The sequence below is a fragment of the Luteimonas saliphila genome (assembly GCF_016774335.1).
GTDB classification, from domain to species: Bacteria; Pseudomonadota; Gammaproteobacteria; order Xanthomonadales; family Xanthomonadaceae; genus Luteimonas; species Luteimonas saliphila.
On record NZ_JAETWA010000047.1, the window covers coordinates 27,030 to 46,813 of the forward strand.

17 protein-coding genes are annotated in these 19,784 nt (G+C 70.0%); 12 read left to right on the forward strand and 5 right to left on the reverse strand.

The genetic code is table 11. The annotated features are described in order from the left end of the window. Window positions 1-127 precede the first annotated feature (127 nt). The 11 genes from frr to JMO03_RS18635 all read left to right on the forward strand — a co-directional run bounded on the left by frr (window position 128) and on the right by JMO03_RS18635 (window position 11,729). Window positions 128-685 (forward strand): ribosome recycling factor, encoded by a 558-nt coding sequence (gene frr, locus JMO03_RS18585; RefSeq protein WP_149103936.1) that lies wholly within the window; start codon window positions 128-130, stop codon window positions 683-685. 115 nt (window positions 686-800) lie between these two features. Beyond that, on the forward strand, window positions 801-1,562 hold the full coding sequence (gene uppS, locus JMO03_RS18590; RefSeq protein ID WP_425491868.1) for a polyprenyl diphosphate synthase: 762 nt from the start codon (window positions 801-803) through the stop codon (window positions 1,560-1,562). Next, the gene (locus tag JMO03_RS18595; RefSeq protein WP_202845264.1) at window positions 1,559-2,437 is read left to right on the forward strand and encodes a phosphatidate cytidylyltransferase; all 879 of its coding nucleotides are present in this window, start codon (window positions 1,559-1,561) and stop codon (window positions 2,435-2,437) included. The genes uppS and JMO03_RS18595 overlap by 4 nt, the downstream gene beginning before the upstream one ends. Continuing rightward, window positions 2,422-3,609 carry a 1-deoxy-D-xylulose-5-phosphate reductoisomerase gene (locus JMO03_RS18600; protein ID WP_425491869.1) on the forward strand — a complete coding sequence of 396 codons (1,188 nt, stop codon included), beginning with the start codon at window positions 2,422-2,424 and terminating at the stop codon, window positions 3,607-3,609. Before JMO03_RS18595 ends, JMO03_RS18600 begins: the two co-directional genes overlap by 16 nt. Before the next feature lie 9 nt (window positions 3,610-3,618). Then, the gene (gene rseP, locus JMO03_RS18605; RefSeq protein ID WP_202845266.1) at window positions 3,619-4,980 is read left to right on the forward strand and encodes an RIP metalloprotease RseP; all 1,362 of its coding nucleotides are present in this window, start codon (window positions 3,619-3,621) and stop codon (window positions 4,978-4,980) included. A gap of 62 nt (window positions 4,981-5,042) precedes the next feature. After that, window positions 5,043-7,598 carry an outer membrane protein assembly factor BamA gene (gene bamA / locus JMO03_RS18610; RefSeq protein WP_202845267.1) on the forward strand — a complete coding sequence of 852 codons (2,556 nt, stop codon included), beginning with the start codon at window positions 5,043-5,045 and terminating at the stop codon, window positions 7,596-7,598. A gap of 14 nt (window positions 7,599-7,612) precedes the next feature. Continuing rightward, window positions 7,613-8,653 (forward strand): UDP-3-O-(3-hydroxymyristoyl)glucosamine N-acyltransferase, encoded by a 1,041-nt coding sequence (lpxD, locus tag JMO03_RS18615; RefSeq protein WP_202845268.1) that lies wholly within the window; start codon window positions 7,613-7,615, stop codon window positions 8,651-8,653. After that, window positions 8,650-9,105 (forward strand): 3-hydroxyacyl-ACP dehydratase FabZ, encoded by a 456-nt coding sequence (gene fabZ, locus JMO03_RS18620; RefSeq protein WP_202845269.1) that lies wholly within the window; start codon window positions 8,650-8,652, stop codon window positions 9,103-9,105. The genes lpxD and fabZ overlap by 4 nt, the downstream gene beginning before the upstream one ends. Window position 9,106: 1 nt before the next feature. Continuing rightward, window positions 9,107-9,892 (forward strand): acyl-ACP--UDP-N-acetylglucosamine O-acyltransferase, encoded by a 786-nt coding sequence (gene lpxA, locus JMO03_RS18625; protein ID WP_202845270.1) that lies wholly within the window; start codon window positions 9,107-9,109, stop codon window positions 9,890-9,892. Further along, the gene (gene lpxB / locus JMO03_RS18630) at window positions 9,892-11,157 is read left to right on the forward strand and encodes a lipid-A-disaccharide synthase (RefSeq protein WP_202845271.1); all 1,266 of its coding nucleotides are present in this window, start codon (window positions 9,892-9,894) and stop codon (window positions 11,155-11,157) included. The genes lpxA and lpxB overlap by 1 nt, the downstream gene beginning before the upstream one ends. Continuing rightward, the gene (locus JMO03_RS18635; protein ID WP_202845272.1) at window positions 11,154-11,729 is read left to right on the forward strand and encodes a ribonuclease HII; all 576 of its coding nucleotides are present in this window, start codon (window positions 11,154-11,156) and stop codon (window positions 11,727-11,729) included. The genes lpxB and JMO03_RS18635 overlap by 4 nt, the downstream gene beginning before the upstream one ends. A 43-nt stretch (window positions 11,730-11,772) precedes the next feature. Here JMO03_RS18635 and JMO03_RS18640 read toward each other — a convergent pair whose 3' ends face one another. The 5 genes from JMO03_RS18640 to JMO03_RS18660 all read right to left on the reverse strand — a co-directional run bounded on the left by JMO03_RS18640 (window position 11,773) and on the right by JMO03_RS18660 (window position 18,906). Next, a complete protein-coding gene (locus JMO03_RS18640) occupies window positions 11,773-12,279 on the reverse strand; it encodes a gluconokinase (RefSeq protein ID WP_202845273.1) in 507 nt (168 codons plus the stop codon). Beyond that, the gene (locus JMO03_RS18645; protein ID WP_202845274.1) at window positions 12,276-14,663 is read right to left on the reverse strand and encodes a GH36-type glycosyl hydrolase domain-containing protein; all 2,388 of its coding nucleotides are present in this window, start codon (window positions 14,661-14,663) and stop codon (window positions 12,276-12,278) included. Before JMO03_RS18645 ends, JMO03_RS18640 begins: the two co-directional genes overlap by 4 nt. Beyond that, a complete protein-coding gene (locus JMO03_RS21560) occupies window positions 14,660-16,048 on the reverse strand; it encodes a glycoside-pentoside-hexuronide (GPH):cation symporter (protein WP_202845275.1) in 1,389 nt (462 codons plus the stop codon). Before JMO03_RS21560 ends, JMO03_RS18645 begins: the two co-directional genes overlap by 4 nt. Window positions 16,049-16,441: 393 nt before the next feature. Continuing rightward, complete coding sequence (locus JMO03_RS18655; protein ID WP_202845276.1) at window positions 16,442-16,699, reverse strand: hypothetical protein; 258 nt, start codon at window positions 16,697-16,699, stop codon at window positions 16,442-16,444. Between the two features lie 23 nt (window positions 16,700-16,722). Beyond that, the gene (locus JMO03_RS18660) at window positions 16,723-18,906 is read right to left on the reverse strand and encodes a tetratricopeptide repeat protein (RefSeq protein ID WP_202845277.1); all 2,184 of its coding nucleotides are present in this window, start codon (window positions 18,904-18,906) and stop codon (window positions 16,723-16,725) included. Window positions 18,907-19,051: 145 nt separating this feature from the next. On the opposite strand from JMO03_RS18660, the gene JMO03_RS18665 reads away from it, so the two are divergent. After that, window positions 19,052-19,690 (forward strand): YkvA family protein, encoded by a 639-nt coding sequence (locus tag JMO03_RS18665; protein ID WP_202845278.1) that lies wholly within the window; start codon window positions 19,052-19,054, stop codon window positions 19,688-19,690. The last annotated feature ends 94 nt before the right edge of the window (window positions 19,691-19,784 follow it).

A 19,784-nucleotide genomic window follows, 5' to 3' on the forward strand; every position in this document is an offset into this window, starting at 1 on the left:
CTCCGCGGGCCGCGGGAAGCGGGACTTCGCTGCACGAAACCCGCCGCCGGCCGGGAAGCCCGGACTCGTGCCGACGCCGCACCGCCTATAATCCCGCAGCTCAGCCCAGAGGACACCGGAGCCGGCGATGCTCAACGAGATCAAGAAAGACGCCCAGACCCGCATGGCCAAGAGCGTCGAGGCGCTGCGCCACACCCTGGTGAAGATCCGCACCGGCCGGGCCTCGACCGCGCTGGTCGAGCACCTGAAGGTGAACTACTACGGGTCGGACATGCCGCTGAGCCAGGTGGCCAGCGTGGCGATCAGCGACGCGCGTTCGCTGACGATCACCCCCTGGGAGAAGCAGATGGTCGGACCCGTCGAGAAGGCGATCCTCGCGTCCGACCTCGGCCTGACCCCCACCACCGCCGGCACCACCATCCGCCTGAACCTGCCGGCGCTTACCGAGGAGCGCCGCAGGGAGCTGTCGAAGGTGGTGCATGCGGAGGGCGAGGACGCCAAGGTCGCGATCCGCAACATCCGCCGCGACGCGATCCAGCAGGTCAAGGAACTGCTCAAGGAAAAGCAGATCTCCGAGGACGACGAGCGTCGCGGCGAGGACGAGATCCAGAAGATCACCGACAAGGCGATCAAGGACGTCGACGAGGTGGTCAAGGGCAAGGAACAGGAACTGATGGCGGTCTGAAGAGGGCCGTGATTGGCGATTCGTGATTGGTGAAAGCCGAAGCTTGGGAAAGGCCATCGCATTGACTGAGATCCAGGATTCGCGAGACCGCGCTCTTCCGAATCACCAATCAACCATCGCCCCTCACCGCGACGTGCCCAGGCACGTCGCGATCATCATGGACGGCAACGGCCGCTGGGCGACGCGCCGCCGGCGGCCGCGCGCGATCGGGCACCGCGCCGGGGCGCGCGCGGTCAACGTCTGCATCGACTTCTGCCTCGACCAGGGGATCCGGGCGCTGACCCTGTTCGCGTTTTCCAGCGAGAACTGGGGCCGGCCGGAGGAGGAGGTGGGCGCGCTGATGAAGCTGTTCCTGGCCGCGCTCGACCGCGAGGTGGAGGAGTTGCACCGCCGCGGCGTGGAAGTGCGCTTCATCGGCGACCGCGCGCGCTTCCCGGCCGACATCCGCGCGCGCATGCAGGCCGCCGAAACGCTCACCCGCAACAACACCCGCCTGACCCTGGCGATCGCCGCCAGCTACGGCGGGCGCCAGGACATCGCCTCGGCAGCACGTGCGCTCGCCGAGGATGTCGCCGCCGGGCGGCTGCGGCCGGACCAGATCGACGAAGCCGCGGTCGCGGCGCGCGTCGCCCTGGCAGACCTGCCGCCGCCGGACCTGTTCATCCGCACCGGCGGCGACTGCCGGATCAGCAATTTCCTGCTCTGGCAGCTCGCCTACACCGAACTCTGGTTCACCGAAACGCTGTGGCCGGACCTCGATGCGGCCACACTGCACGAGGCGCTCCGCGACTTCGGCGCCCGCGAGCGCCGCTACGGGCTGACCGGGGAACAGGTCTCCGGCGTCCGATCCTCCACGCACGGGAGTGCCCCCCCTTGACCCGGACCCGCGTATTCGCCGCCCTGCTGATGGCGCCACTGGCCATTGCCGGGGTGCTCCTGCTGCCGACCCCGTGGCTGGTCGCGCTGGCGGCGATCGTGTTCCTCGCCGCCCTGTGGGAATGGTTCCGCCTCTCGGACATCGACGACACCCTGCAGCGCACGCTCCTGCTGCTGGCCAACCTGCTGCTGATGGCGGCCCTGGTCTGGGCCTCGCCCACCGACAGCGGCGGTTCGCTGGTGCTGTTCAAGCTGGTCAGCATGTTCGGCGTGGTCTGGTGGCTGGTGGCGATGCTGTGGCTGCGACGCTACGACTTCGCCTCCGACCACGACACCCATGCGCGGGTGTTCAAGCTGGCCGCCGGCACCCTGGCGGTGGTGCCGGCCTGGTGCGCGCTGGCGGCGATCCATGCCGGCGATCCCGCACCCACCGCCTGGCCGCTGGTGCCGCAGGGACACGTCTGGCTGCTGACCGCGCTGATGATCGTCTGGGCGACCGACACCGGTGCGTATTTCGCCGGCCGCAAGTTCGGCGGCAAGTGGTTCGGCGGCCGCAGGCTGGCGCCGCGGATCAGCCCGAACAAGACCATCGAAGGCCTCGTCGGCGGCGTCGCGGCCGGCGTACTGGTGGCGCTGGCGATGGCGCCGCTGGCCGGTGCGGCCCCGGGCCAGTTGCCGCTGGTGGCGCTGGCGGCGGCGGCGACGGTGCTGTTCTCGGTGGTCGGCGACCTGTTCGAAAGCCTGCTCAAGCGCCATGTCGGCGCCAAGGATTCGGGCACCCTGATCCCCGGCCACGGCGGCGTGCTCGACCGGGTCGACAGCGTGCTCGCCGCGCTGCCGGTGTTCGCCGTGGCGAAGATCTGGCTCGGGTTCTGATGCAGCGCGTCGCAGTCCTCGGCGCGACCGGCTCGATCGGCGGTTCGGCGCTCGACGTCATCGCCCGTCATCCCGAGACCATACGCGCCAGCGTGCTCGCGGCCGGCGGCAACGTGGCGGCGCTGGTCGCGCTGTGCGCGACGCATCGACCCGAGCACGCCGTGGTCGGCGACACGTCGGGCCTGGCGACGCTGCGCGAGGGCCTGCGACACGCAGGCCTGTCCACGCAGGCGCACGCCGGGCCGGAAGCGCTGACGGCGCTGGTCGCCAGCGAAGCCTGCGACACCGTGGTCGCGGCGATCGTCGGCGCGGCGGGCCTCGACTCGACCCTCGCCGCCGCCCGCGCCGGCAAGCGCCTGCTGCTGGCCAACAAGGAATCGCTGGTGCTGGCCGGCGAACTGCTGATCGCTGCGGCGCGCGAGGCCGGTTCGACCATCGTGCCGATCGACAGCGAGCACAACGCCATCTTCCAGTGCCTGCATGGAAGGCCGGCCGGGACCGAAGTGCAGCGCATCACCCTGACCGCATCGGGCGGCCCGTTCCGCGGCCGCAGCCGCGCGCAACTGGCCGGGGTCACCCCGCAGCAAGCGGTGGCGCACCCGAAGTGGTCGATGGGCCCGAAGATCTCGGTGGACTCGGCGACGCTGATGAACAAGGGCCTGGAACTGATCGAGGCCCGCCACCTGTTCGGCCTGCCCGACGAGCGCCTGGACGTGCTGGTGCACCCGCAGAGCCTGGTCCATTCGCTGGTCGAATTCGTCGACGGCTCGACCCTGGCCCAGCTCGGGCTGCCGGACATGCGCACCTCGCTGGCGGTGGGCCTGGGCTGGCCGGCGCGCATCGCCTCGGGGGTCGGCGCGCTCGATCTCGCCGCGCACGGCCGGCTCGAGTTCGAGCCACCGGACCTTGCCACCTTCCCCTGCCTGCGCCTCGCCCGGGAGGCGCTGCGGACAGGCGGAACCGCCCCGGCGATCCTGAATGCAGTGAACGAGGTCGCGGTTTCAGCCTTTCTTCAGGGGCGGATCGGTTTCCTGTCCATTGCCGCGCTGGTCGAGGATGCCCTCGCGGCGATCGCGGCGGAACCGGCGTCGTCGCTGGCGGCGCTCGGCGATGCCGATGCCCGCGCGCGGCGTCATGCCGAACACGCCATTGCCACGGGTACCCTGCGATGAAGCGCCGCCATGACTGAGTTCCTCGGCTCCGCCTGGTGGCTGATCGTGAGCCTCGGCATCCTCGTGACCATCCACGAATTCGGGCACTTCTGGGTCGCGCGCCGCTGCGGGGTCCGGGTGCTGCGCTTCTCGATCGGCTTCGGCGGCGCGCTGTGGAAGCGTTTCGCGAAGGACGGCACCGAATACCGGATCGCGGCGATTCCGCTCGGCGGCTACGTGAAGATGCTCGACGAGCGCGAGGCCGACGTGCCCGCGGCCGAGGCGGCGCAGGCCTTCAACCGCCAGTCGGTCTGGAAGCGCATCGCGATCGTCGCCGCCGGACCCGCCGCCAACCTGATCCTGTGCTACGCCCTGCTGTGGGCGATGTTCGTGATCGGCCGGCCCGACTACGCCCCGGTGCTCGGTCCCTCGACCGGGATCGCCGCCGAATCCGGCCTGCGCGGCGAGGACCGCGTGCTGGCGGTGGGCGGGCGCGAGACCCCGACCTGGATGGAACTGCAGATGGCCCTGCTGCCGGCCGCGCTCGACCGCGCCGACGTGCCGCTGCGGGTCGCCGACGCCCAGGGCAGCGAGCGCCAGGTGTCGCTGCGCCTGTCTGCGCTGCCGGAGGACTTCGACCAGCGCCAGGTCGTCCGCAGCATCGGGCTGATGCCGCGGCACTTCACCATTCCCGCCGAGATCGGCCGGGTCCTGCCGGATGGCGCCGCCTGGGGCACGCTGGCCGAGGGCGACCGGATCACCGCGATCGACGGCCGTCCGGTCGAACGTTTCGAGGACATCGGCCCGCTGCTGCAGGCGCTGGGCGAGCGTGGTGGCGACGCGATGGTCGAGGTGACCCGCGACGGCGAGCGTCTGGCCTTCCCGCTGCAGCCGCGCGAATTCACCGACGAACGCGGCCACCGGCGCTGGGTCCTGGGGATCGAAGCGCCGGCCAGCATCGAGCTGCCGCCCAAGGACGCCCTGCAGCAGTACGGGCCGGTCGCCGCGATCCCGGTCGCCGCACGCGAGATCGGACACCTCTCCGGCCAGTTGCTGGGCATGGTCCAGCGTGCCTTCTCCGGCCGCCTGGCGCTGGAGAACACCGTGGCCGGGCCGCTGACCATCGCCCGCGCCACCAATGCCTACGCCAGCCAGGGCGTGGCCTGGTACCTGACCATCCTGGCCCTGCTGTCGCTGAGCATCGCCATTCTCAACCTGCTGCCGATCCCGCTCTTGGACGGCGGACACCTGTTGTATTACCTTATCGAGTTGGTCAAGGGCAGTCCGTTAAGCGAACGTGCGATGGCCGCCGGGCAGTATGTCGGCCTGGTGCTGTTGGCTAGCTTGATGGGCCTGGCGTTCTACAACGACATCCTGCAGCTGGTGCGCTGATGCCCCGCCCTCCGACCGCCGCTGCGTCAGCAGCGGAGCTCTTCCCCAATCCGGACCGATCGATGACGCGTACTCCTGCCCGCCACCTGCTTGCTCTCGCCCTCGCGACGGCCATCGCACCCGCCTGGGCCCAGCAGGCCGTCGACCCGCAGGCTGCGTTCGCGGTCCCGCAACCCGCCGCCCCCGCGCCGCAGTTCGCGCCCGGCACCGCCAGCTTCACCGTCGCCGATATCCGCATCGACGGGCTTCAGCGCATCGGCGCGGGCACGGTCTTCACCTACCTGCCGATCGAGCGCGGCGACACGATCAACCAGAACCGGATCGGCGAGGCGGTGCGTGCGCTCTACCGCACCGGCTTCTTCGAGGACATCCAGGTCGGCCGCCAGGGCGACATCCTCGTGGTCACCGTCACCGAACGCCCCGCGATCAACAAGCTGACCCTGACCGGCAACAAGGACATCAAGACCGAAGACCTGACCAAGGGCCTGAAGGACATCGGCCTGTCCGAGGGCGAGACCTTCGACCGGCTCGCACTCGACCGCGTCACCCAGGAACTCACCCGCCAGTACAACAACCGCGGCAAGTACAACGTCCAGATCGCCCCCACGGTCTCGCGCCTGGACCGCAACCGGGTCGACGTCACCATCGCGGTCACCGAGGGCAAGGCGGCCAAGATCCGTCACATCAACCTGATCGGCAATGAAGTCTTCGAACAGGACGACCTCACCGACAGCTGGGAATCCGGCGAAAGCAACTGGCTCAGCTGGTATCGCCGCGACGACCAGTACTCCAAGGAAAAGCTCTCGGGCGACCTCGAGAAGCTGCACAACTACTACCTAGACCGCGGCTATGTCGACTTCAGCATCGACAGCACCCAGGTGTCGATCAGTCCCGACAAGCGCGACATGTACATCGGCGCCGGGCTCACCGAGGGCGAGATCTACACCGTCTCGTCGGTCGAGGTCACCGGCGACACGGTGTTGCCCAAGGAGGATATCGAGGCCCTGGTGCTCACCCGGGATGGCCAGGTCTTCTCGCGCGCACTGCTCGAGCTGTCCTCGGACGCGATCACCGCGACGCTCGGCAACATCGGCTATGCGTTCGCACAGGTGAACACGATCCCGGAAGTGAACCGGGAGAACCGTACGGTCGGCATCCAGTTGCAGGTCGTGCCCGGGCCGCGCGTGAACGTGCGCCGGCTGGTGTTCAAGGGCAACACCCGCACTTCCGACGAGGTGATGCGCCGCGAGATGCGCCAGTTCGAGGGCGCCTGGTACTCGCAGGCCGCGATCGACCGGTCCAAGGTCCGGCTGCAGCGGCTGGGTTATTTCGAATCGGGCAGCGTCAACGTCGAGACGCAACCGGTTCCCGGCAGCAACGACGAGGTCGACGTGGTGTTCAGCGTGACCGAGACCACGTCCGGCAGCTTCGTGTTCGGCATCGGCTACTCGCAGCTGGCCGGGCTGACCACGTCGGTCCAGCTGTCGCAGAACAACTTCCTCGGCAGCGGCAACCGGGTCTCGATCGAGGCGCAGCGCAACGTCTACCTGCAGCGCTACGCGTTCTCGTTCATGAATCCCTACTTCACCGACGAGGGCATGTCGCTCGGCTACAACCTGTGGTGGCGCGAATTCGACAACTCCGAGTTCAACACCGCGCAGTACTCCTCCACCAACGCCGCAGGCCAGATGGTCATCGGCCTGCCGATCACCGAGTCGGACACGATCTCCGCGCTGTTCGGCATCGATCGCAACCAGATCTTCGCCTTCCGCGGCTCGTCGCCGGAATCGATCGTCGATTACATCGACGCCGTGGGCAACCGCACGTTCCACGCCTGGCGCACGGAGCTGGCCTGGGCGCGCGACTCGCGCAACGACTACCTGCAGCCTACCCGCGGGACCCTGCAGCGGGTGTCGCTGGAAACCACGCTTCCCGGCTCGACCGTCGAGTACTACAAGCTCAACTACGAGTTCTCCAAGTACTGGCACATCAACCGCGCGCTGGTGCTCAATACCCGTTTCGAGATCGGCTACGGCGACAGCTACGGCGACGACACCTACCGCGTGTTCTGCCGCGGGCTCGGTGGGCAGCCGCTGCCGCCGCCGGGCAGCGCCGCGCCCGATCCGAGCGACGTGCCCGGCAGCGGGGATTGCGCCGATGGCACCGTCTACAACAAGACCCTGGTCGCGTCGGGATTGCCGTTCTTCGAGAACTTCTACGCCGGTGGCGCGCGCTCGGTGCGCGGCTTCCGCGACAACACCCTCGGCCCGCGCGAGAGCGCCCTCAACAGCAGCTACCTGCAGCCGATCGGCGGCGCGTTGAAGACGGTCGGCTCGGTGGAGATGTTCTTCCCGCAACTGATCAAGTCGCCGGCCGCCCGGGTTTCCGCGTTCGTCGACGTCGGCAACGTGTTCCGCAATGTCGATGCCTTCGAGAGCAGCGAGCTGCGGGCTTCGGCGGGCGTCGCGCTGATGTGGCGGGCGCCGGTCGGCCCGATCTCGATCAGCTACGCGTATCCGCTCCGCAGCCAGGACGAGATCCGCGGCGAGAACGGCGCGCTGATCCAGCAGGGCGACGAGCTCGAGCGCCTGCAGTTCACCTTCGGCGGCGCGTTCTAGCCGCCTCCGGGTCGATGCCGCGCCACGCTGTCCAGGTGTCCGCGGGGGAGATCGCCGAACGCTTCGGCCTGTCCCTGCGCGGCGACGCCACTCGCATGATCGATGGCGTCGGTACGCTCGGCGGGGCCGGCCCGACGCAGCTTTCGTTCCTCGCCAACCCGAAGTACCGCGGCCAGCTGCCTGCTTCGCGGGCGGGCCTGGTGGTCGTGCGCGCGGGCGATGCCGACGCCCATGCCGGCGACGTGCTGGTCGCCGCCGATCCCTACGTCGCCTACGCGCGTATCGCGGCGCTGTTCGAACCGGCGGCGGCCGCGACACCCGGCACCCATCCCACCGCGGTCGTGCATCCCGACGCGCGGGTCGATCCGCGCGCGGCGGTCGGCCCGCTCGCCTGCATCGGCGCCCGCAGCCGGATCGCCGCGGGCGCCAGCATCGGCCCCGGCTGCGTGATCGGCGAGGACTGCGTGGTCGGTCCCGGCTGCACCCTGGTCGCGCGCGTCACTCTGGTCCGGCGCGTGGTGCTCGGCGAACGGGTGCTGGTCCATCCCGGTGCGGTGCTCGGCGCCGACGGCTTCGGCATCGCGCTGGATCGCAGCGGCGACGAGCCGCACTGGATCAAGGTGCCGCAGCTCGGCGGCGTGCGCATCGGCGACGACTGCGAGATCGGCGCCAACACCACGATCGACCGCGGCGCGCTCGAGGACACGGTGCTGGAGCACGATGTCCGTCTCGACAACCAGATCCAGATCGCCCACAACGTCCGCATCGGCGCCCACACCGCCATGGCCGGTTGCGTCGCCGTGGCCGGCAGCGCCTCGATCGGGCGATACTGCATGATCGGCGGCGCCGCGGGGATCGCCGGGCATCTCGAGATCTGCGACCGGGTGGTCGTCACCGCCATGACCCTGGTGACGCATTCGATCCGCGAACCCGGGGAGTATTCTTCCGGAACCCCGTTGATGGACAGTCGCAGCTGGCGCAGGAACGCGGTCCGCTTCAAGCAGCTCGACGCACTGGCCCGGCGCGTGGGGACGCCTCCAAAGGAAACCGAATGACACTGCAGGTCACGCTTCCCATCGACAGCATCGGCATTCGCGCCCTGCTGCCGCATCGCTATCCGTTCCTCCTGATCGATCGCGTGGTCGAGGCGGAGCCGGGCAAGCGCGTGCTCTGCTACAAGAACGTTTCCGGCAACGAACCGTTCTTCCAGGGCCACTTCCCCGATCGCCCGGTGATGCCCGGCGTCATGGTGATCGAGGCGCTGGCACAGGCCGGCGGCGTCCTCACCCAGCTCACCCACGGCGGTGGCCTCGAGGGCCGGCTGTCGTACCTGGTGAAGGTGGACAATGCGAAGTTCTCGCGCATGGTCGTGCCCGGCGACCGGCTGGACCTGGAGGTGGAGATCAAGCGCGAGATCCGCAACATGACCATGTACGTCGGCACCGCCCGCGTCGACGGCGAACAGGTCGCGTGCGCCGAGATCCTGTGCGCCGAGGTGCGCGGCTGACATGGCATCCGCCGGCATCCACCCCACGGCGTTCGTCGACCCGGGAGCCCGGATCGGCGAGGGGGTGTCGGTCGGCGCGTTCACCTGCGTCGGCCCGGAGGTCGAGATCGGCGACGGCACGCGAATCGGGCCGCATTGCAGCGTGCACGGACCGACCCGGATCGGGCGCGACAACCGCATCATCGGCCACGCCGCGATCGGCGGCGAGCCGCAGGACAAGAAGTACCGCGGCGAAAGCGTGGAACTGGAGATCGGCGACCGCAACCTGGTCCGCGAATTCGTCACCCTCAATCGCGGCACCGGAGACGGCGGCGGCCGCACCCGGATCGGCGACGACAACTGGTTCCTGGCCTATGCCCATGTCGCGCACGATTGCGTGATCGGCAACCACTGCGTGTTCTCCAACAACGCCACCCTCGCCGGGCACGTCGTGATCGGCGACCACGTGATCCTGAGCGGCTTCGCCGGCGTGCACCAGTTCTGCCGCATCGGCGCCCATGCCTTCATCGGCATGGGGGCATTGGTCAACGGCGACGTGCCGCCGTTCCTGATGGTGGCGCAGGAAGGCTACGGGCGCCCGCGCGGTATCAACGCCGAGGGGCTCAAGCGACGCGGCTTCGATGCCGAGCGCACCGCGGCGATCAAGCGCGCGTATCGGGCGGTCTACGTGTCGGGCGCGAGCCTGGCGGAGGCGAAGGCGCAACTCGCCGGACTCGCCGACGAAAGCGATGACGTGCGCGAGTTCCTCGCCTTCATCGAGAGCGGTGAACGGCCGCTGTTGCGTTGATGTCGGCAACTCAGGCCCCCGCCCCCGGAACCGGCGCCGCGCGCGACGCCACGTCCGCCTCACCGTACCCGGCCGCCGTCCAGGCCGACCTGCCCTCCGCCGACCCCGCGCGGGCGTTGCGCGTGGGGCTGTGCGCGGGCGAGGCCTCCGGCGATCTGCTCGGCGCCGGGCTGGTCCAGCAGTTGCGTGCACGCTTTCCCGGCGCGGAATTCGCCGGCATCGGCGGCGCGGCGATGCGTGCGGCAGGGGTCGATACCTGGCACGACGCCTCGGAACTGGCGGTGATGGGCCTGAGCGAAGTGCTGCGGCACCTTCCGCGGCTGCTGTCGCTGCGCCGGCGCTTGCGTCGGCGCCTGCTCGACTGGCGGCCCGACGTCTTCATCGGCATCGACGCCCCCGACTTCAACCTGGGCCTCGAGCGAGCCCTCAAGCGCCGTGGCGTGCCCACCGTGCACTACGTCAGCCCGTCGGTCTGGGCCTGGCGCGAGGGGCGCGCGGCGAAGATCGGGCGCAGCGCAGACCGCGTGCTGTGCCTGTTCCCGATGGAACCGGCGATCTACGCCCGCCACGGCATCGACGCGCGCTTCGTCGGCCATCCGATGGCCGACGCCATGCCGCTGAACCCGGACCGCCGGCGTGCCCGGGCCGAACTCGGCCTCGACGACGGGGCGCCGGTGCTCGCCGTGCTGCCCGGATCGCGGCTGGGCGAAATCGCGCGGCTGGGCGCGATCTTCCTGGAGGCCGCCGCGCACGTCGCGGCGCGGCTTCCCGCGCTGCGGATCGTGGTTCCCGCCGCCACGCCGGAATGCGGCGATGCGATCCGCGCATTGCTGTCGCGGTCCGCGCTGCCCGTCGATCGCGTGCGACTGCTCGACGGGCAGGCGCGCGAGGCGATGACGGCGGCCGACGTGGTCCTGCTCGCTTCCGGAACCGCGACGCTGGAGGCGATGCTGGCCAAGCGTCCGATGGTGGTCGGCTACCGGATCGCACCGAGCACCTATCGCATCGTCAAGGCGCTCGGGATGCTGAAGGTCGACCGCTACGCGCTGCCCAACGTGCTGGCTGGCGAGACCATCGCCCCGGAGCTGATGCAGGACGAGTGCACGCCCACGCGCCTGGCCGAGGCGGTGCTCGCCTGGTTCGCCGATCCCGCCGCCGCCACCGCGCTGGAACCGGTGTACCGCGACCTGCACCTCGCGCTGCGGCGCGACGCCTCCGCCTCCGCGGCCGACGCGGTCGCCGGCCTGCTGGGACCGGCGCCGTGACGCCGCTCGTCGCCGGCGTGGACGAGGCCGGACGCGGGCCGCTCGCCGGCCCGGTGGTGGTCGCCGCGGTCGTGTTCGACCCGGCGCGGCCGCGCATCAACGGGCTCGACGATTCCAAGCGGCTGGCTCCCGCGCGGCGCGAGTTCCTGTACGAACGCATCGTCGAGCGCGCGCTGGCGTACAGCGTGGTGTTCGTGGAGGTCGAGGAGATCGACCGGATCAACATCTTCCAGGCCACGATGGTGGGCATGCAGCGCGCGATCGCCGGCGTGGTCCACGTCGCGGGGCTGGCGCGCATCGACGGCAATGCGCTGCCGCGCGGACTGCCCTGCCCGGCGGAGGCGCTGGTGGGTGGAGACGCGCGCGACCGCTCGATCATGGCCGCCTCGATCTTGGCCAAGGTCTCGCGCGACCGCGTCATGACGGCCCTGCACGCCGAGCACCCGCTCTACGGATTCGACGCGCACAAGGGCTATTCGACGCCCTACCACCTCAACGCATTGCGGGCGCACGGGCCCTGCGCGCACCACCGGCGCAGTTTCGCACCGGTCGCGCAGGGCGCGCTGTTCTGATCCACGCGTCGCGGCCGTGAAGGCCCGGCCCGCGCCCTCGTGCTCACTCGAGCAGCAGCAATGCCTGTTCGAGCATGCGCGCAGGCGCGACGTCGATGTCCAGCGCGAACACGTCGGCCTCCCCGCGCGGCGGCTCCAGCGCCGTGAACTGGCTGTCGAGCAGGCTGACCGGCATGTAGTGGCCGCTGCGTGCGCGCATGCGCTCCGCGATCAGTTCGCGTTCGCCGTGCAGGAACAGGAAGCGCAGCGGCAGGCCGGCCTGGCGCAACATCTCGCGATGGCGACGGCGCAGGCCGGAGAAGGCGAGCGACACGCGCTCGCCGGCGGCGACCCGGCGTTGCAGTTCGCCGACGATGCGGTCCACCCAGGGTTGGCGCATCGCATCGGTCAGCGCCTGGCCACTCGCCATGTGCGCCCTCGCCTCTTCGCTGTGGAAATCGTCGGCATCGAGGAAGGTGGCGGGCCAAGCCGCGGCCAGCGCGCGCGCGAGGGTGGTCTTGCCGCTGCCGGACACGCCCATTACCACCACCACGCGCACGTCGTGGCTCATGTCGGCTCCATGGCGACCGGAAGTTCCACGCGCACCTCGTAGCGATGGCCGACGCGGAGGGGCGCGATCCTGCCATCCGGACACGGTTCGCCGTCGACGTGGACGCGGGTGCGTTCGATCCCGCCCACGCGCTCGATCGCGACGTCGAACTCCGCGCCGCGGAACCGGCGCGATGCGCGCGCGCGCGGCCAGTGCGCGGGCAGTTGCGGGGCGATCCGCAAGCCGTCGCCGTCGCCACGCAGGCCGAACAGCGATTCCACCAGGCAGCGGTACAGCCAGGCGGCGGTACCGGTGTTGAACAACTGGCTGGAACGGCCCGCGGTGCGGGGGTGCAGGCGCCACGCGCCCCGATAATAGTTGGGCACGAAGACCGGCAATTGGCCGCGCTGCAGGCAGTCCCGCGGCTCGGGGCCGGACAGCATCGCCCGCAGCGTCCGCCACGCGCGATCGGATTCCCCCACCGCATACAGGGCATGCAGCCAGAACGCGGCCGCATGGTTGTAGACGGCGCCGTTCTCCGCCGAGCCCGGGAATTTCTGGGTCAGGCGGCCCACGTCCTCGCGCATGCCGGTGTAGGGTGGTTCGAGCATCGCCACGCCCCAGGGCGACACCAGCTCCGCATCCACCGCGTCGAGCAGGCGTTCGCGGCGCGCCTCGTCGGCCGCGCCGCTGAGCATCGCCCAGCTCTGCGGATTGAGGTAGATGCGGCCTTCGGCATCCGCGCGCACGCCGAACACCACGTCGTCGTCGGTGATGCCGCGTGCGTACCAGTCGCCATCCCACAGCTGCGTATTGACCGCGGCGTTGAATTCGGCGGCACCGTCGCGGAACAGCTTCGCCTGCGCCTGGCGACCCACGCGCACGCAGATGTCCGCCCACAGCTGCAGCGCATGCGCGCTGGCCAGCGACAGCCAGCCGGACACGCCCTGGCCCTTCCAGCCGACCATGTTCATGGGGTCGCACCAGTCGCCCTGCGCGATGTAGCTCAGGCCGCGCGGGTCGCGCTGGTCGAGCAGCCACTGCATCGCGCGGTCGATGCGCTCGGCCACGCTGCGCGTGGTGCCGTCGCCGCCCGCCACGGGCACGTCGAGCAGCGCGTCGTCGCCGGTTTCGTCCAGGTAGGCGCGCAGGCACACGGGCAGCCATACGCAGTGGTCGGTGTGCGGCACCTGGTTGATGTACTTGAGCTCCGCGCCCTCGGCGAGCAGGATGCCGTCGGGCATCGCGCCCGTGGCCTCCTGCTGCGACAGCGCCTGCAGGAAGGCCGCGCGCGACGTCTCCGGTCGCACGTAGGCCATGCCCATGTGGTCCTGGAGGAAATTGCGCGTCTGCGGGTCGGTGGTCAGCCGGTTGGAGTCGCCGTGGTAGTAGACCTGGCGCGGCAGCCAGTGGTTGGCGAAGTCGTCCAGCCACGGGTCCGGGGTTTCGATGCGGATGCAGCCGCGGCCTCGCTCCAGGTATTCGCGGGTGCCCGCGCCGGCGTCGGCGAAGCCGCCCGCGGACAGGTAGCGTTCGCGCAGCGCGGCGATTTCGGCCTCGTCGCGTGCCGGGGCGAACAGGAAACGGAACTCCTCCACCGCATCGGGCACCAGTGCGAGCCGGTACTGCAGCGCCGCCGTAGGCGTTTCGTACAGGGCATCGCCGCAGGCCAGCTGCTCGCGCTGCGTGATCGACGAGGGCGCCTGCAACCCACCCTCGCCCTCGAACGCGGTCTGGTTGGCCTCCCACGCATCGGGCGCGCGCTCGTGCAGCAGCACGGTGCGGTCCTTGAAGTCGCGCTGGCGGAAGTAGTCGGCGACCTTCTGGTAGGGCGCCACGCTGTCGCAGACGATCCCGCCCAGGTCCGCCCGGTAGCGGCCGGACTGGTTCATCCACGACATGTAGCCGACCGGGAAGTACGGATACACGCTGACGCGGCGCACGCGCCCGGACACGTTGCGCACGCGCAGCGTCCACAGTTCGGCCACCTCGTCCGCCGGCAGCGACACGGCCAGTTCCACTTCGATCCCGTCGCAGCGCACGGTCCAGGCCACGTCGCCCTGGCCGACGTCGAACGCGAACCCGTCGGGCGCGCGGTTCACCGGCGCATGCGGCGCCGAGAACAGCCCGCCCTCTTCCTCGTCCCTGATGTAGCAGAAGCGCCCGGGATGGTGCGCGTAGTAGGGCTGCTCCGGCTGCATGAAGGTCTTCGCCTCCAGCGTGGGCGCGTGCGCGTATTTCGCGGGCTCGGGCTGCATGAACTGCGCCGTCGCGTAGCCACGCACGTTGAGCTGCAGCAGCATCCGCCGGTTCCACAGGAAGCTCGACGCCTGCGGCATCGCCACCGGGCTGCGCAGGACGAAGCGCTGGCCCTGCTCGCGGAACCCGTACAGGTCCTCGCTCATGCGATCTGGTCCCGACGCGCCTGCAGGTCGCGCTGCACGCCTGCGAGCGCGGCATCGTCGAGCGGGTAGAAATGCATCACGCCCGCCGCGAGCAGCGCGACGATGCCGGGGATCACCGTCAGCAGCAGCGCGATGCCCTGCTGCGACGCGTCCGACTGCGCCTCGTTGGCGACATAGCCCAGCGCCGCCAGCATCCAGGCGATGGCCGCCGTCGCCAGCGCGCCGCCCAGCTTCTGCGAAAACGTGGCCGCGGCGAAGGTCATCGCGGTGGCGCGCCGGCCGGTCTTCCACTCGGTGTAGTCGGCGCAGTCGGCGTACATCGAGAACGCCAGCGGCGACTTCGGGCCCAGCAGCAGGCCGATCGCGGTGTTGATGACGAACAGCAGCCAGATCGCGTCGGGCGGCACGAAGTACATCGCGCAGCTCAGCACGCCCACCCCCGCCATCAGCCACATCATCAGCCGGCGCTTGTCGACGAAACGGGTCATCACCGGCGTCAGCGCCGCGCCCACCGCCAGCGCCACCGAGTACACGCCCAGGAAGGTGCCGGTGAGCTCCGGGCGCACCAGGTAGTACTTCATGTAGTACACCAGCGAGCCGCTGCGCATCACGATCGTCACCATGATCACCAGCGCGAGCACGAACAGCACCAGCCACGGGCGGTTGTGCAGCAGGTCGGCCACGTCCTGCCTCACCGCGCTGCGCTGCAGCGGCGGCGGCGAGATGCGCTCGCGCGTGGTCAGGAAGACGGTGGCGAAGGTGGCGGCGGCGATCACGCCGTACAGGCCCAGCGTGAGCTGCCAGCCCAGTGCCTCGTCGCCGCGGCCCAGCCATCCGACCAGGTCGAGCGTCAGCCAGTTCACGACGGTGGTGCCGGTGAACGCGGCGATGAAGCGGAAACTGATCAGGGTGGTGCGCTGCTGGCTGTCGGCGGTCATCACTCCGCTCAGCGCCGAATACGGCATCGCCAGCACGGTGTAGGCCAGCATCATCAGGGTGAAGGTGGCATAGGCCCACAGCAGCTTGCCGTCCGGGTCGAGGTCGGGCACGGTCCAGGTCAGCACGCCGCACAACGCAAGCGGCACCGCGCCGAACAGCAGGTAGGGGCGGAACCGGCCCCAGCGCGTGCGGGTGCGGTCGGCGAGTGCGCCCACAAGCGGATCGGTGATCGCGTCGACCACCTTGGTCACCAGCATCATGGTGCCGACCGCGGCCGCGGCCAGGCCCATCACGTCGGTGTAGAAGATCAGCAGGAAGGCGGAGATGTTCGCCCAGTACAGGTTGAAGCCGAAGTCGCCGAGCCCGTAGCCGACCTTTTCCCGGAGCGGCAGGAGCTCGCCTACACCGTTGCCGCGTGTCCGCCTCGTGGCCCGATCGTCGCCCATGCGCCTCCCCGGCATGGCCTGCCCTTCCGACGAGCGGCCGAATCCAGCCATGATAGCGTTATCATCGATCCCGCGTGGCCGCCGAACCGTGATGCCGCCGGTTGAGCTGGTGAGCCGGGTGCACTGCGGACACGAAGCCCGGCGACCGTCTTGGCGCGCTGCGACAGGCGTCGCGCAAGCGCCGGGGCTCCGCGACCCGTGGCCCGCGGCAGAATGGGACCGGCGCTGGGCAGTTCACGCGGCCCAGCGGGATGCCGCCCCACCAAGCGCGGTTCGCGCCCCGCATTCGAACGTCGTGAGCGTCGGGCCCGCTTCCTGCAACTGGATTCCTGGCCGCAACGCCGGCGAAAGGACCTGCGCGATGGCACGTTCGCCGACCAGGCGAGATGTTGGTCAGGGCGGAGCCCGCCCGGTGCCGATCGCCGGCGCGGTCGCGAGGTTCGGCAGCAGTTCACCGGAAAAACTCAGTACATCGTGGTCGCCAACCCCAAGAAACAGGACGATTTCACCGCTCTTCGGTCTCGGACCGGACCCGATCGCCGGCGCCGAGCCAAGGGCCATCCTCAGATGGAGAATCCGTCCATCGCTCAGCGGGAACTGAAGCGCGGTTGCCTCCGGGGCATGCTGGAATTGCGGGTCTTTCGATGACATGGCTCGTTCTCCTGCTGCTTGCCTTACGGCGGTGAGCGGACGGTGTCGCCTTCGGCTGCATCCGTCCGCGGGGGTACCCCATCGATTCCGCTGAGCGCGGGATTGCCGTGGATCCGGTAGCCAGCCATTCCCGCGGCAAGCGCGTTCTCCACCTGCGCGCGCGCGGCGACCAACTCGCCGAGGGCTACCAGCGTCTGGGCATTGAACAGTGCGACTTCCGACGGCTCGCTTCCCAGTTCGGTGGAGCGCCGCACCAGCTCGTGGACCTCCTCGACGGCGCGTCCGAGGTTGACCCGGTACCAGCCCAGCGCCGCCAGCGCCTTGGCGTCTTCGGGCTTCAGCTCCAGGTAGCGCGACGACAACCGTTCTGCCTGCCTGAACGCTTCGCGGGCCTGCACCCGCGCATCGGGGAGGGCGAGCAAGGCTTGTCCGAGGTTTCCCCAGACCAGGTAATCGGATGCGTCCAGCTTCAGCGCGTCCCGATGCAGGCGTGCGGCCGCCACGTAGTCGCCTTCGAAGTACCGGATCTCGCCCAGGTTGGTCAGCGCGGAATACGTGGGACTGATCTCGATCGACCTGGACAGGGCCCGCGATGCCTCGTCGGCTCGACCGGAAACGAGGTAGATGGCACCGAGGTAACTCCACATCGGCGCATTGTCCGGCTGCAGCTCGACGGCCTTGCGATACGATGCGATCGCAGCCGGGAAATCGCCATCGAGGTAATTCCGGTATCCGATCTGGGAATGGATCCGTGGGTCGTCCGGGCGCAGCGACAGTGCCCGGTCGAAGTATTCCCTGGCTTTCTCGCGCCGCCCCATCTGCGCATGCGTGTTGGCCAATCCAACGTAGACGGCGACCCGGCGGGCAGGGTCCGCTTCGGCCTTCGAGTAGTACTCGATCGCCTCGGCATGCTCGCCACGCGCCAGGTGCAACTCCGCCTGTGCGACCATCGCTTCGCCGAGCAATGGATCCATCTCCAGCGCGCGCGCGCAAGCCGCGTCGGCGCGGTCGTACGCCTCCGCGTCGTTCCTGTCGAGGAACATCGCGACTTCCGCCCGGCAGATGCCCGCCTGCGCCCGCGCGAAGTTCGCGTCCTGCGCGAGCGCCTGATCGAAGTACCGCACTGCATCGCCTGCGTCCAGCCCGTGCAGGAACGACTGCAGGCCATGCAGGTACGCGTCGAACGCCATGACGCTGCGGGTGGGCGCAAGGCGCTTCTCGAGGGCCTCGCGCTGGCCGGAGATCACGCCCACCAGCGATCGCACGACCTCGTCGGCGATCTCTGACTGGATCGCGAACACGTCCTCGGGTTCGCGGTCGTAGCGCCGGCTCCACAACGTGAAGCCCGTCGCGGTGTCCGTCAACCTGGCATTGATGCGCATGCGCCCTCCCTCCCGGCGTACGCTGGCATCGAGCAGGGTCGCTACGCCCAAGCGCCTGCCCACGGACTTCGGATCCTGGTCGCGAATGGAAACGGCCTCCGGCGAGAGCTGCGCCGCAACCTTGAGGCCCGGCACGCTCGCCAGGGCGTCGTGCATTTCCAGGGCGAGCCCCTGTGCGAAGTAGTCGTCGTCGCCGATGCCGCCGAGGTTCGCGAACGGCAAGACCGCGACCGACGCCTCTGCGGCTCTCGGTACCGCCTGGCGTGTCTGCCACCAGGTCATCGAGACGATCGCCGCGACCAGCGTCGATGCGATCACCCAGTGCCGTAGTCGCCAAGCAGGCGGCCGCTGCGATCGCGCGTCGTGCGCATGCTCGGCAACATCCGACGGCGGCGATGGCGCCGGCGCGATCAGCGGTACGGCGTCCTGCATGGAAGCGGCCATCGTCGGACCCGCCGCGGGGTCCGGCGGCTTGGCGTGGTCGCGCGCATCGAGCAGCGCGCCCACGAAGCGGTACCCGAGCGCATGCCGCGTCTGGATGTACCTGGGATGCTGCGGGTCGTCGTCAAGGGCTGCACGCAATTGCGCGATGGCCCGCGTCAGTACGCCCGGCGTGACGTGGCGATGGCCCCAGACCTGGTCCAGCAGGTCGTCGCGGGCGACCAGCTCGCCAGGTCGCCGCAGCAGGGCCAGCAGCACCGCGAAGGCTTTCGGCTCGACCGGCTGCGCGACGCCATCGCGCAACAGCGTGTGCGCGGCTTCGTCGACGACGATGTCGCCGAATCGGTAATGCCCCGGATCGGGGGATTCGTCCGCGGTGGCCACCCTTCCTCGTCCCGCCCTCGCAACCTCACAGTTCCCTCGGCGTCGGATCGCAGAAACATCGCGCCCTCGTCATGACCCAACGCGGGCAGGTCGGGAATCTGGTCACACGCGCCGCATTCCGCGACGCATGACCCGGAGCACCGCCATGAACGTCTTCGTCGACACCCCGGACACCGTCCCCGCCCAGCCGCTGGCGCCATTCGAGCCCCAGTTCCACCAGATCGGCACACACCCTGCCGGCCCGGATGCGTTCGATCGGTTCAACCGGGTCCTGTCCCGGGTGGGTGGGGCGCCCCTGGAACCGGCCGACCTGGCCTCCGCCGCTCGCCGGCTGGCCCGCCCCGCGCGCACCGGGCGGCCTTCGGACTGGATCGTGCGCCGCCTGCGCCGCGGGCTGGCCGCCGGCCTGATGCTCGCAGACCCGTCATGGGAGCCGGCGCCGCAGTGCGGGCAGGTCGCCAGCACCGTCGTCGCCTACCTGCAGAGCGTCGACGACCTGATCCCCGACGATGTCCCGGTGTACGGCCGCCTCGACGATGCCCTGGTGGTCGAAGTCGCCTGGCCCGCGCTCGCCGCGGAGATGCGCAGCTATCTCGACTTCTGCCGTGTGCGCAGGATGGAGGCCGCTCTCCGCGGCTGCGGCGAAGCGGACTTCGTCTTCGGCCGCCGGGAATGGGACCTGGCCCGCAATGCCGAAGCGGGGCTGCTGGTCCATCGCCGCGAGGCGGGCCTGCGCAGCTATCTCCCGTCGCCATCGCCGATGCCGTACTTCCGCGTGTGCTGACGGACTCCGGATGACGTGATCCTGCGCCGGCAGGACCCTGGCCGCCCCCCGGGGCGGCCTTTCGTTGCAATGCGCAGCCGAAGACCCGCCCCCT

Coding starts and splice junctions, on each gene's coding strand:
- frr (WP_149103936.1), top strand. CDS start 128: ATGCTCAACGAGATCAAGAAAGACGCCCAGACCCGCATGGCCAAGAGC.
- rseP (WP_202845266.1), top strand. CDS start 3,619: ATGACTGAGTTCCTCGGCTCCGCCTGGTGGCTGATCGTGAGCCTCGGC.
- bamA (WP_202845267.1), top strand. CDS start 5,043: ATGACGCGTACTCCTGCCCGCCACCTGCTTGCTCTCGCCCTCGCGACG.
- lpxD (WP_202845268.1), top strand. CDS start 7,613: ATGCCGCGCCACGCTGTCCAGGTGTCCGCGGGGGAGATCGCCGAACGC.
- fabZ (WP_202845269.1), top strand. CDS start 8,650: ATGACACTGCAGGTCACGCTTCCCATCGACAGCATCGGCATTCGCGCC.
- lpxA (WP_202845270.1), top strand. CDS start 9,107: ATGGCATCCGCCGGCATCCACCCCACGGCGTTCGTCGACCCGGGAGCC.
- lpxB (WP_202845271.1), top strand. CDS start 9,892: ATGTCGGCAACTCAGGCCCCCGCCCCCGGAACCGGCGCCGCGCGCGAC.
- JMO03_RS18640 (WP_202845273.1), bottom strand. CDS start 12,279: ATGAGCCACGACGTGCGCGTGGTGGTGGTAATGGGCGTGTCCGGCAGC.
- JMO03_RS18645 (WP_202845274.1), bottom strand. CDS start 14,663: ATGAGCGAGGACCTGTACGGGTTCCGCGAGCAGGGCCAGCGCTTCGTC.
- JMO03_RS21560 (WP_202845275.1), bottom strand. CDS start 16,048: ATGGGCGACGATCGGGCCACGAGGCGGACACGCGGCAACGGTGTAGGC.
- JMO03_RS18655 (WP_202845276.1), bottom strand. CDS start 16,699: ATGTCATCGAAAGACCCGCAATTCCAGCATGCCCCGGAGGCAACCGCG.
- JMO03_RS18665 (WP_202845278.1), top strand. CDS start 19,052: ATGAACGTCTTCGTCGACACCCCGGACACCGTCCCCGCCCAGCCGCTG.